14 protein-coding genes and 1 tRNA gene are annotated in these 11,384 nt (G+C 63.9%); 7 read left to right on the plus strand and 8 right to left on the minus strand.

The features are described 5' to 3' along the window. Positions 1 to 539: 539 nt before the first annotated feature. The gene (locus ACZ2IA_RS22195) at positions 540 to 1,403 is read right to left on the minus strand and encodes an ion transporter (protein WP_470294769.1); all 864 of its coding nucleotides are present in this window, start codon (positions 1,401 to 1,403) and stop codon (positions 540 to 542) included. A 118-nt stretch (positions 1,404 to 1,521) separates the two neighbouring features. On the opposite strand from ACZ2IA_RS22195, the gene cysK reads away from it, so the two are divergent. From cysK to ACZ2IA_RS22210, 3 genes are read left to right on the plus strand one after another with little or no spacing between them, the layout of a single operon-like run. Then, the gene (gene cysK / locus ACZ2IA_RS22200) at positions 1,522 to 2,454 is read left to right on the plus strand and encodes a cysteine synthase A (protein WP_470294770.1); all 933 of its coding nucleotides are present in this window, start codon (positions 1,522 to 1,524) and stop codon (positions 2,452 to 2,454) included. 55 nt (positions 2,455 to 2,509) lie between these two features. Next, a complete protein-coding gene (locus tag ACZ2IA_RS22205) occupies positions 2,510 to 2,956 on the plus strand; it encodes a hypothetical protein (protein ID WP_470294771.1) in 447 nt (148 codons plus the stop codon). Between the two features lies 1 nt (position 2,957). Next, entirely contained in the window at positions 2,958 to 3,371 is a 414-nt protein-coding gene (locus ACZ2IA_RS22210) for a YchJ family protein (protein WP_470294772.1), read from the plus strand. A 126-nt stretch (positions 3,372 to 3,497) separates the two neighbouring features. On the opposite strand, the gene ACZ2IA_RS22215 is transcribed toward ACZ2IA_RS22210, so the two are convergent. Then, positions 3,498 to 3,929: a MarR family winged helix-turn-helix transcriptional regulator gene (locus ACZ2IA_RS22215; RefSeq protein WP_470294773.1), complete on the minus strand. Its 432-nt coding sequence runs from the start codon at positions 3,927 to 3,929 to the stop codon at positions 3,498 to 3,500. Further along, a complete protein-coding gene (locus ACZ2IA_RS22220; RefSeq protein ID WP_470294774.1) occupies positions 3,926 to 4,411 on the minus strand; it encodes a glutathione peroxidase in 486 nt (161 codons plus the stop codon). Before ACZ2IA_RS22220 ends, ACZ2IA_RS22215 begins: the two co-directional genes overlap by 4 nt. 2 nt (positions 4,412 to 4,413) lie before the next feature. Here ACZ2IA_RS22220 and ACZ2IA_RS22225 point away from each other — a divergent pair, with 2 nt between their 5' ends. Continuing rightward, entirely contained in the window at positions 4,414 to 4,722 is a 309-nt protein-coding gene (locus ACZ2IA_RS22225; RefSeq protein WP_470294775.1) for a hypothetical protein, read from the plus strand. A 143-nt stretch (positions 4,723 to 4,865) separates the two neighbouring features. On the opposite strand, the gene dcd is transcribed toward ACZ2IA_RS22225, so the two are convergent. Further along, positions 4,866 to 5,432 carry a dCTP deaminase gene (gene dcd, locus ACZ2IA_RS22230; protein ID WP_470294776.1) on the minus strand — a complete coding sequence of 189 codons (567 nt, stop codon included), beginning with the start codon at positions 5,430 to 5,432 and terminating at the stop codon, positions 4,866 to 4,868. Positions 5,433 to 5,790: 358 nt separating this feature from the next. Between dcd and bfr the strand changes: the two genes are divergently transcribed. Further along, positions 5,791 to 6,261, plus strand: coding sequence for a bacterioferritin (gene bfr / locus ACZ2IA_RS22235; protein ID WP_470294777.1), 471 nt, complete (start codon positions 5,791 to 5,793; stop codon positions 6,259 to 6,261). A 183-nt stretch (positions 6,262 to 6,444) separates the two neighbouring features. Here bfr and ACZ2IA_RS22240 read toward each other — a convergent pair whose 3' ends face one another. Beyond that, a complete protein-coding gene (locus ACZ2IA_RS22240; RefSeq protein WP_470294778.1) occupies positions 6,445 to 6,705 on the minus strand; it encodes a hypothetical protein in 261 nt (86 codons plus the stop codon). Positions 6,706 to 6,886: 181 nt separating this feature from the next. Between ACZ2IA_RS22240 and ACZ2IA_RS22245 the strand changes: the two genes are divergently transcribed. After that, entirely contained in the window at positions 6,887 to 8,308 is a 1,422-nt protein-coding gene (locus ACZ2IA_RS22245) for an aminotransferase-like domain-containing protein (RefSeq protein WP_470294779.1), read from the plus strand. Between the two features lie 107 nt (positions 8,309 to 8,415). Here ACZ2IA_RS22245 and ACZ2IA_RS22250 read toward each other — a convergent pair whose 3' ends face one another. The 3 genes from ACZ2IA_RS22250 to ACZ2IA_RS22260 form a co-directional block, all read right to left on the minus strand. After that, entirely contained in the window at positions 8,416 to 9,861 is a 1,446-nt protein-coding gene (locus ACZ2IA_RS22250) for a catalase (protein WP_470294780.1), read from the minus strand. Positions 9,862 to 10,018: 157 nt separating this feature from the next. Continuing rightward, positions 10,019 to 10,168 carry a hypothetical protein gene (locus tag ACZ2IA_RS22255; protein ID WP_470294781.1) on the minus strand — a complete coding sequence of 50 codons (150 nt, stop codon included), beginning with the start codon at positions 10,166 to 10,168 and terminating at the stop codon, positions 10,019 to 10,021. A 141-nt stretch (positions 10,169 to 10,309) separates the two neighbouring features. Continuing rightward, positions 10,310 to 11,215, minus strand: coding sequence for a recombination-associated protein RdgC (locus tag ACZ2IA_RS22260; protein WP_470294782.1), 906 nt, complete (start codon positions 11,213 to 11,215; stop codon positions 10,310 to 10,312). 93 nt (positions 11,216 to 11,308) lie between these two features. Between ACZ2IA_RS22260 and ACZ2IA_RS22265 the strand changes: the two genes are divergently transcribed. Next, a tRNA-Pro gene (locus ACZ2IA_RS22265) sits at positions 11,309 to 11,382 on the plus strand. The last annotated feature ends 2 nt before the right edge of the window (positions 11,383 to 11,384 follow it).

Here is an 11,384-nt window from a genome sequence, read left to right on the forward strand (position 1 = left end):
TGCGCCGATGATAGTGTGGCATTCGCCATGTGAAAGTAGGTCACCGCCAGACTCCCCATAATAAAGCCCCAGCTCAGTCGAGCTGGGGCTTTGGGCATTTCGGAGCCGCGATTCGCCACTGCCTGGTAAAGCGAAGTCTGTCTAAAGCCCCAAGCCCCAAGCCCCGAGCGTTAGCTCGGGGCTTGGGGCTTTACTGCGCCCACTCGCCAGCATGAGGAATTCGCTACCGTGGGCAGGCTATCCTCAACAGCTCGCAACCTCGTTCGGCCAACGCTGGCCGAATTTCAACGCAGTATTCTCAACCCAATCTTGCTTACTCTGCTGTGAGCACTGCGCTACGGATTCGCAATCCGCTCTTGCCGGCCGGTTAACTGTCAGGTCGGCCGGGAAAAGAACGGTGTGTCACCGGGCGTTGCCGATCCTCGATTTCCGGATGCCTCGATCCTGTATGTTTGCCTCGAGCCGCGTAAATAAGAACCGCCCGACAGAGCGGGCGGTAGTCGATGGGAACGGCTACGAGTTTGGTGGCGGATGGGGACTCAAAGTCTCAGTTCTGCGTCGCGTCCGCGCCGCGGCAGTTCACTGCCGCAGTGCTTGCAGTAGCGGGCATCGTCGTCGTGACCTTCGGTGAAGCAGTGCGGGCAGAGTCGGGTGGTGTGTTCGCGCTTGCTGCGGTGCGCCTGGGTGAGTTCGGCGGTCACGATGCCGGTCGGCACCGCGATGATGCCGTAGCCGATGATCATCACCAGCGATGACACCGCCTGACCGAGTGGCGTCTTGGGCGTGATGTCGCCGAAGCCGACGGTGGTCAGGGTGACGACCGCCCAGTAGATGCTGGTCGGGATGCTGGTGAAGCCGTTGGCGTCGCCTTCGATCACGTACATCAGCGTGCCGAGCACGACCACCAGCATCAGCACGGTGAGCAGGAACACGGAGATCTTGCGCCGGCTCGAGCGCATTGCCTGCATCAGTTCGTCGGCTTCGCCGAGGTAGCGGGTCAGCTTGAAGATCCGGAACATCCGCAGCAGCCGTAGGATGCGGATGTCGATCAGGTAGCGGAACTCGGGGACGAGCAGTGCCAGATAAGCGGGCAGGATGGCGATCAGGTCGATGATGCCGAAGAAGCTGCTGGCGTAGCGCTTGGGCTTGTGGACGCAGATCAGCCGTAGCAGGTATTCGGCGGTGAACAGAATGGTGAAGCACCAGTCGAGCACGCCGAGCAAGGGGCCGTAACTCTGGCGGACGGCTGCGACGCTTTCCAGCATTACGGTGAGCATCGATAGCAGGACGGCGGCCAGCAGGGCGATGTCGAACGCTCGTCCGGCGCGGGTATCGGCTTCGAAGATGACGATATAGACCTTGCGACGCCAGCCGGACAGCGGGATCAAGGCTTCTTGAGGCATAAACGACGTTCCGTTGGTTTCTTGGATATAAAAAAAGAGTATGTGGGGCGATGCGGGGAATCGGATAGGATAACAAGGAATATAACCCAACCGTTTTGAATTCTGAGGGAATAAACCGATGCGTATTGCGGACTCTGTGACGGACCTGATCGGTAACACGCCGCTGGTAAAACTCAACCGGGTGACCGACGGTTGCGTGGCCACGGTGGCGGCCAAGCTGGAGTTCTTCAACCCGGCGCATAGCGTGAAGGACCGGATCGCGGTGGCGATGATCGATGCGGCCGAAAAAGCCGGCAAGATCGGCCCGGCTACGGTGATCGTCGAGCCGACCTCGGGCAATACCGGGATCGGTCTGGCGATGGTGTGTGCGGCGCGCGGTTACAAGCTGGTGATCACCATGCCGGAGACGATGAGCCGCGAACGTCGGCTGTTGCTGCGCGCCTACGGCGCCGAGCTGGTGCTGACCCCGGGGCCGGACGGGATGGGCGGAGCGATCGCCAAGGCGCGCGAGCTGGTCGAGGCGCACCCGGACACCTATTTCATGCCGCAGCAGTTCGAGAATCCGGCCAACCCGGCGATCCACCGCAATACCACCGCCGAGGAGGTCTGGAACGATACCGACGGCCAGGTCGACATCTTCATCTCCGGGGTCGGCACTGGTGGCACGATCACTGGCGTCGGCGAGGTGCTGAAGCAGCGCAAGCCGGGGGTGCGGATCGTCGCGGTCGAGCCGGATGCGTCGTCGGTGCTGTCCGGTGAGCCGAAGGGGCCGCATCCGATCCAGGGCATCGGTGCCGGTTTCGTGCCGGCGATCCTGAATACCGCCGTCTACGACGAGATCATCCGGGTGAAGAACGACGACGCATTCACGGTGGCACGAGCTATGGCGTCGCAGGAAGGCCTGCTGGTCGGGATCTCGTCCGGGGCGGCGGTGTGGGCGGCGGTCGAGCTGGCCAAGAAGCCGGAGAATGCCGGCAAGCTGATCGTGGTGGTGATTCCGTCGTTCGGCGAGCGCTATCTATCGACCCCGTTGTTCGAACACCTGGCCTGAGCCTTCATTGCGCGAAAAGCGCTTGGCATAGGTCGGGCGCGCTACAATGAGTCGCATGAAACGCCTGATCCCTCTCGTTGCCGTGCTGGCGCTAGCCGGTTGCGGCACCTTCAAGATGCCGAGCTTTCCTCAGCCGAGCAAACCGGCACCGGTGACACATCCGCCATCCAGCTCCGAAATGCTGCTGCATGAAGCGAACCGCATCGCCGAGCGCGTCAAGGCCGGTGAACTGAACCGGGTGCAGGCCGCGGACCAGCTGAACGCCTATCGCGTGCGCACCGTCGGCCGCAACCCAGTCGACGACGATGTGTTCGCTACCTACCGCCAGATCGCCGTGCAACGTGACGCCAACCAGATTAGTCAGGAGGAGTCGCAGGCCCGGATGGACGCCAAGCTGCGCGAGACGCTGCGCCGTTGGCCGAAGCTGAAGGCCAAACCAGCCAATCCGGCGTTTACCAACTTCCTGCTGAAAGTGTACGGCTTGCCGCCGCTGGGTTACTGAGATGACGAAACAGTCCAAGCCGGCCGAACGTTGCCCGTGCGGGCTGGGCGACAGTCTGAGCGCGTGCTGCGGCCGCTATTTGGCCGCCGACGGCGTGCCGGCGCCGACCGCCGAAGCGCTGATGCGCTCGCGCTACACCGCCTATGCCCTTGGTGATGAGCGTTATCTGCTCGCCACCTGGCACCCGGCGACCCGTCCGGCCACGCTCGATCTGGCCAGCGAGGCCGGCAAGGTGAAGTGGCTGGGGCTCGAGGTGATGCACCGCGAGGGAGGCGGGCCGGGCGATACGCACGGCGTGATCGCCTTCGTGGCCCGCTACAAGTATTCGGGCCGCGCCGAACGGTTGGCTGAAACCAGCCGCTTCGACAGGCTCGATGACGGCCGCTGGTATTACCGCGACGGCGACGTCGCCTGACCCGACTTTTCATCTGCACAACCGGCCTCGGCCGGTTTTTTGTTGCCGGTACCCTGGCGAACCCGGCTATTGCCCGAGTTGCGCCGGCCGCCGGCCGAATCGAACCGACCGCTGCCCGTGGTCGGCTCAGTTGTCCTGCAAGGTGCGGCGCAGCGCGTGCAAGGTGTCGCGCAAGACGCCGATCTGCTCCGGCTCGCCGCCGTAGCGGCAGAGCAGGGCGGTCGGCACCGCCGCCGCGTCGGCCTGTAGCGCCCGGCCTTCGTCGGTCAGCCATAGCGCCACCTGGCGCTCGTCTTCGACCAGACGTTGCCGGCGCACCCGGCCGGCGCCCTCCAGCCGCTTCAATAGCGGTGTCAGCGTGCCCGAGTCGAGCGCCAGCCGCTCGCCGAGTTGCTTCACCGTTAGTCCGTCCTGTTCCCACAGCACCAGCATCACCAGGTATTGCGGGTAGGTGAGGCCGAGCGGCGCCAGCAGCGGTTGGTAGGCCTGGGTCATTGCCCGGCTGGCGGCGTAGAGCGCGAAGCAGAGCTGACGGTCGAGCTGCAGGGTGTCGTTCACAGCAGTCTTTCGATGTGACGGGTCAGCGCCTCGGGCTTGGTCAGCGAGCCGAAGCGGGCGACCACCCGGCCGTCGCGGCCGATCAGGAACTTGGTGAAGTTCCACTTCACCTTGCGGGTGCCGAGCAGGCCGCGCTTGGTCGAGGTGAGGTACTGCCAGAGCGGGTGGGCGGTCGGGCCGTTGACGTCGACCTTGTCGGCCATCGGGAAGCTGACGCCGTAGTTCTTCTGGCAGAACGCGCCGATCTCGCTGGCGCTGCCCGGTTCCTGTTGGCCGAACTGGTTGCACGGGAAGCCGAGTATGGTCAGGCCGCGGTCGTGGTACTGGCGGTAGAGCTGGTCAAGTCCGGCGTACTGTGGGGTGAAACCGCACTGGCTGGCGGTGTTGACGATCAGCAGCACCTGGCCGCGATAGTCGGCGAGGTTCAGCTCGCGGCCATCGAGGGTGGGGGCGTGAAAGCGGTAGATCGGGGCGTCGGACATGGATGATGGCTCTCTTGGATGGAGGCTTGAATGGTAGTTGGCAATTAGATTGTGCGCAATGTAATTGTGAAATCGGTGAACAAGTTGATTTGGCCACAGAGAGCAGCAAGCACACCAATGGCTTGATTCGACGGAAAAAGTACCGAGGAAGGGACCGGCTGTCGTTAAGAGCGGTGCCCATGCTTGGCAGCGCGATTGGGCAGGTTTATGATGGTTCTGATCAAAAAAAGATCAAAAAAAAGAGTGTTGCGGCAAGGGGGAACCGCAACACCCCAAGAAGAAACGGCTTGCTGTGCCGGATTCGCCGATAACGGGGGTGTGTTACCGGTGAACCTGTGTTTATCCTAGACCACCCCCCCTAAAATGCGAGCGCCATTTGTCAGGCTGCGACAAGCGCATGAAAAAACGGGACGACCGCGAAGTCGTCCCGTTTTTTTCTTTTCAGCTCAGTCGCTTACGGTTTCGGCAGCGTCACGCCGACCTGGCCCATGTACTTGCCGGCACGGTCCTTGTATGACACGTCGCATTCCTCGTCGCCTTGGAAGAACAGCACCTGAGCCACGCCCTCGTTGGCGTAGATCTTGGCCGGTAGCGGCGTGGTGTTGGAGAACTCCAGCGTCACGTAGCCTTCCCATTCCGGTTCGAACGGGGTGACGTTGACGATGATGCCGCAGCGCGCGTAGGTGGACTTGCCCAGGCAGACGGTCAGCACATCGCGCGGGATGCGGAAGTACTCGACGGTGCTCGCCAGCGCGAACGAGTTCGGCGGGATGATGCACGAGTCGCCTTCGATCTCGACGAAGTTCTTCGGGTCGAAGTTTTTTGGGTCGACGATGGTGCTGTTTATATTGGTGAACACCTTGAATTCGCGCGCGCAGCGGATGTCGTAGCCGTAGCTCGAGGTGCCGTAGGAGATCACCTTGTGGCCGTCGACGCTCTTGATCTGGTTCGGCTCGAACGGCGCGATCATGCCGTGTTCGGCGGCCATGCGGCGGATCCACTTGTCGGACTTGATGCTCATCACGGTACTTTCGGCAAATTCTTGAAATAGCCGCCGATTTTACCCGTTCCGCCCCCTTGCCGACCAGTGCCGGTTTAGTGCGGCCCCCGCAAGGGCGTGATCCATATCAAGTGCGCTGATCTATACACCGTGCATCGCGACGATCGCCACGACCCGGCAGGAGTCGCGAAGCATCCGCTTTACCGTTTTCTCGGCCGCCTGGTCGACCGGTCTGTCCTGGCTGCTAACGCTTCTTTTTTACTAGGTTGCGCGGGTGCTGCTGTGAGCAAAGCCCCGTGACATCAGGGTTTCGGCCGCCTACAATTCGGCCATTCCCTGTCGCCACCGACGGGTCCGAACAACAAAAACAGGAGCCGAAATGCAAGGCCATCCCGATACGTTGAAACTGCTCAACGACTTGCTCGCCGAAGAGCTTTCCGCCGCCGACCAGTACTTTATTCACGCCGAGATGTACCAGGACTGGGGCCTCGAAAAGCTCTTTACCCGCATCGACCACGAGCGCGAGGACGAGCTGTCGCACGCTCGCGCGCTGATCCGCCGCATCCTGTTCCTCGGCGGTACCCCGAACGTCGCCGCGCGCGTGCCGCTGTTGATCGGTGCCGATGTGCCGGCGATGCTGAAGAACGACCTGGAAGTGGAATACCGTGTCGGTGCCTTGTTGAAAACCGTCATCGCGCAGGCCGAGTCGGTGAAGGACTATGTCACCCGCGACACGCTGATGGTGCTGCTCGAGGAAACCGAGAACGATCACGCCCACTGGCTCGAGCAGCAGCTGCGCTTGATCGGCCTGGTGGGGCTGGAAAACTACACCCAGTCGCAGCAGGGCTGAGTTTCCCCTCCCGGTAATGGGCGGCCCCCGCGTTCAGGCGCGGTGGGCCGCCTGTTTTGCTATCGGGCAGCGGCAAGGTTGGCCGACCGGACAACAAAAACCCCTGCTGGAAGAAGGCAGGGGTTTTTCATGGGCCGGACTTGGCCGAACAGGCTGGGGGCGAGGCGAGTGGCATCGTGGCGTTCAGGCCGCGTGGCCGTGGCGGCGGAGCCAGCGGGCGACCAGCGGCGTAACGTGCTCACGACGCTGCCGCAGCCGGATCGGGCCGCCGATCGCCTCGAGCAGCGCACCGTGCGGGTCGTCGATGTCGAGGCGGCTGCCGCACAGCACGGTCACGTCGAGGCCGCGCTGGGTGAGCCAGCCGGCGCCGCCGATGCATTCCCATTGACTGTGGGCCGGCAGGCGCAGCAGTTCGTCCGGTTCGAGCTGAATGACGGTTTCCATGGCAAGGCTCCTTGCAGGTGGTGGATCACGCTACACAGCCTATTCTGCTTAGAACAGCGTCGACAGACGCAGTACTATGTCATCTGAACCGGTATAGTTGGCCGAAACCCACCACTGTACTGCCCGATCCGACCGGCAACTGTACCTGCCCGCTCGGCGGGCGGCGGAGCATGATGCCCCCATGAAGACCGACACCATCCCGCTCTACGAGCGGGTCGCCGACGAGATCGCCTCGACCATCGCCAACGGCACGCTGAAGCCGGGTGAGAAACTGCCGTCGCTGCGCACCATGAAGCAGCGCCGTCAGGTCAGCATGACCACGGTGCAGGAGGCGTTCGGCATGCTGGAAGACCGCGGCCTGATCGAGGCGCGGCCGCAGTCAGGCTACTTCGTGCGCGGCCGGCTGCCGCGGCCGCCGGCCGCGTCGTGCCCGTGCCCGGAGCCGCAACCCGTCGTCACCAACCCGCTGCTGTGGCGCTACCTGCGCTACGTGGCCGAGAGCGCCGGCAACAGCTTCGCCTGCGCCACCCCGTCGGCCGAGCTGTTTCCGGACCGGGCGCTCAACAGCATGATGAGCCAGACGCTGCGCCGCCAGCCCGGCCTGATCACCGAGTACGGTCGCAGCGACGGCCTGCCCGAGCTGCGCCGGCAGATCGCGCGGCGCACCGTGGAGTGGGGCCAGACGCTGGCGGCCGACGATATCCTGATCACCAACGGCTGCATCGAGGCGCTCAACCTGAGCCTGCTGGCGGTCACCCAGCCGGGCGACGTGGTGGCGATCGAGTCGCCGTGCTACTTCGGCGTGCTGCAGTTGCTGGAGACCCGCGGCCTGAAGGGCCTGGAGATTCCCACCGACCCGGTCACCGGTATGTCGGTGGAGGCGCTCGACGTCGCCACCCGTTACGGCGGCGTGAAGGCGGTGATCGTGGTCAGCAACTTCAGCAACCCGCTCGGTGCGCTGATCCCCGAGGACAACAAGCGGCGCATGGTGCGGATGTTGGCCGAACGCGGCGTTCCGCTGATCGAGGACGACGTGTACGGCGAGTTCTACTTCGGCCGCGAGCGGCCGCTGCCGTGCAAGGCCTTCGACACCACCGGCAATGTGCTCTACTGCGCCTCGTTCACCAAGCAGGCGCTGCCGGGGCTGCGCATCGGCTGGATGGCCGGCGGCCGCTATCACGCCGAGCTGCAGATGCAGAAGTTCGGCATGAGCTTCTGCACCCCGTCGCTGCTGCAGGTGGTGGCGGCCGAGTTCCTGGCTGCCGGTGGCTTCGACCGCCACATCCGCCAGCTGCGCCGCACCCTGTGCCGCCAGCTGCACGAGACGCTGGCTCTGGTGACCGAGTCGTTTCCGGCCGGCACCCGCGTCACCGAGCCGCAAGGCGGCTTCCTGCTATGGCTGGAGCTGCCGGAGGGCGCCGATAGCCAGGCGCTGTTCGACGCCGGGTTGCAGGAGGGAATCGGTTTCACGCCGGGTCAGCTGTTTTCGCCGCGCGGCGAATTCGGCCGCTGTCTGCGCTTGAGTTGTGGGGTGCCGTTGACGCCGGCGCGGATCGCGGCGCTGAAGCGGCTCGGCGAACTGGCGCACGCGCAGCTGGAATGAGCGGGTTCGGCCAACGTTGGACGTGTGGCGTCGCCCCAAGGTTGGCCGAAGGAGGGTGGAATGAAAAACGGGAGGCGTTGGCCTCCCGTTGTCGTTGCGGCAGGGGCTTACTTCAGCGCCGCCAGCGCCTTGCGCACCCCGGCGCCGTAGGCCGGGTCGGCCTTGTCGAAATGCACCAGCTGGCGCTGCTGCACCTCCGGCCGCGCGCCGGACAGCGAGCGGGCGATATTGCCGAACAGCCGCTGCTGCTCGTCGGCCGGCATCAGTCGGAACAGGTCGCCCGGCTGAGTATAGTAGTCATCGTCCTCGCGGTGGTCGTAACGCCAGGCGGCGGCCTCCTTCAGCGCCAGCGGTGGCTCCTGCAGCTCGCGCTGGTCCTGCTGCGCGTCCGGGCGGGTGCTCGGCTGGTAGTTGCTGGCGCCGCCGTACTGGGCGGTCTGCATCGCGCCGTCGCGGTGCGCGCTGTGGAACGGGCAGCGTGGCGCGTTCACCGGCAGCTGGCCGTGGTTGATGCCGAGCCGGTAACGCTGGGTGTCACCGTAGGAGAACAAGCGCCCCTGCAGCATCCGGTCCGGCGAGAAGCCGATGCCTGGCACCACGTTGGCCGGGTTGAGGGCGGCCTGTTCCACCTCGGTGAAGTAGTTTTCCGGGTTGTGGTTCAGCTCCAGCTCGCCGACCTCGATCAGGGGGTAGTCCTTGTGCGACCAGACCTTGGTCAGGTCGAAGGCGTTGAAGCGATAAGTGGCCGCTTCGCGCTCCGGCATGATCTGCACGCAGACGCGCCATTTCGGGAAGTTGCCCTTTTCGATGTTCTCGAACAGGTCGCGCTGCGCGCTTTCGCGGTCCTGGCCGACCAGCTCGGCGGCTTCGGCGTCGGTGTAGTAGCTGATGCCCTGGCGGCTCTTGAAGTGGAACTTCACCCAGTAGCGCTCGCCGACGTCGTTGATGAAGCTGAAGGTGTGGCTGCCGAAACCGTGGATCTCGCGGTAGTTCTTCGGTAGGCCGCGGTCGGACATCAGGATGGTGACCTGGTGCAGGCTTTCCGGGTGCAGGCTCCAGAAGTCCCAGGCGGCGTCGGCGCTGCGCAGATTGGTCTTCGGGTCGCGTTTCTGGGTATGGATGAAGTCGGGGAATTTCAGCGGGTCGCGAATGAAGAACACCGGGGTGTTGTTGCCGACCAGGTCCCAGTTGCCTTCCTCGGTGTAGAACTTCAGCGCGAAGCCGCGCACGTCGCGTTCGGCATCGGCCGCGCCACGCTCGCCGGCCACGGTCGAGAAGCGCAGGAACACCGGGGTTTGCTTGCCCACGCCGTTGAACAGCTTGGCCTTGGTGTAGCGGCCGATGTCCTGGGTCAGCGTGAAGGTACCGTAGGCACCCGAACCCTTGGCGTGCACCACCCGTTCCGGGATCCGTTCGCGGTCGAAGTGCGCCAGCTTTTCGAGCAGCCAGACGTCCTGCAGCAGCACCGGGCCGCGCGGCCCGGCGGTCTGGCTGTTCTGGTTGTCGGCGACCGGCGCGCCGGCGGCGGTGGAGAGATGCTTGTTGTCAGTCATGATCGAATCCTCTTTGTCTCGCAATGGTTATGGGGTTGGCTGCGGCTGATCGGCCGTAGCGGCTCGACGGTTCGTCTTCCATCTAGGGTGGGCTCGTGGGCTAGGGCGGGGTTCCCGGCCATGACGCGCGAGCCTGGCCCAAGTCAAAGGTGGTGGGTCAGCTGAGCCAGGCAAAACTGGCCAGCAATTCGTAGAGCAGTTCCCAGTCGGCTTTTGTCATCGCTTTTGCTCCTTGGCTGTGGCCTTCGGTGGCGGCCACATTCTCTTGGTTTAGCTCAGTCGCCGTCGGCTGACCAGTCGCGGTCATGACATTTGGCTGGCTTGCGATTCAGTATGGATTATTTTGATAGTGTTGTTTAATTGATTTTTTATTGTCGATAGTTTGATTTTTTTGATCGCAAAAAAAAAGCGCCCCGGATGGGGCGCTCTTGATGCGGTTGCAGGTGGTTCAGCCGGCGTTTTGTAGACCGCCGAGCGCTTCGACCAACTCGTCGACCAGTTCGCCGAGCTCGGCGCTCATCAACAGCAGTGTCGCCTCGGTCAGGCTGGCCATGTCGTCGCCGGCCTGGCTGGCCTCTTCCTGCAGCACGTCGAGGAACTGCAGGCGCTTCAGCTGCAGCGTGTCGGTCAACACGAAGCGGATCCGCTCGCGCCACACCAGGCCGAGCTTGGTCGCCTGCTTGCCGCCCTTCAGGTGGTTCTGCACCTCGTCGGCGGTCAGATCCTGGCGGCTGCAGCGGATCACCGCGCCTTCGTCGCCCTGTGCCTTCAGCTCGCAGTCGGCGTCCAGCTCGAAGCCGCCCGGCGCTTGGCCTGCCAGCAGCCAGTCGGTCATCGCGGTATGCGGCGCAAGCTCGGTGCGCGGCAGCGCGGCCGGGAAGGGCGGCAGCGCGTCGCGCAGTTCGCTGATCAGCGTCTCGGCGCGGCTGGCGGTGCCGGTATCGATCATCAGCCAGCGGCGCTGCGTGTCGAGGAAGGCGCCGAGCCGGCCCGAGCGGGTGAAGGCGCGCGGCAGCAGATCGTCGGTGATCTGCTCCTTCAGCGCCTGCTTTTCCTTTCGGCCAACCTTGCGCAGCTCCTTGTCCTCGATCTCCTGGACCTTGGCGTCCAGGTAGTCGCGGATCACGCCGGAGGGTAGTACCTTGTCCTCGCGTTTGAGCGCGACGAGCAGGTTGCCACGGCAGCCCAGCACCGGGCCGTCGGCGTGCGCGGCCGGCGAAATCCAGCCTTCGCTCGACCAGTCGAGCCCGCTGCACGGATTGAAAGGTTTCTTCGCCAATGCCGCCGCCAGGGTGTCCACGTCGGGGCAGGAAGACTCGTCGAGTCGATAAAAAGAGAGTTGCCTAAACCACATATTTGGTAGATAATTCGCGTCCTCTGAAGCCGCGATTGTAACGCTTTAAGCGTCGCACTGGCTAATTCGGTGAAAACAGAAGTTTCAGGACATCGGGGTGTAGCTTAGCCTGGTAGAGCGCTACGTTCGGGACGTAGAGGCCGGAGGTTCGAATCCTCTCACCCCGACC

This window comes from Crenobacter sp. CS_VA4 (assembly GCF_055597485.1).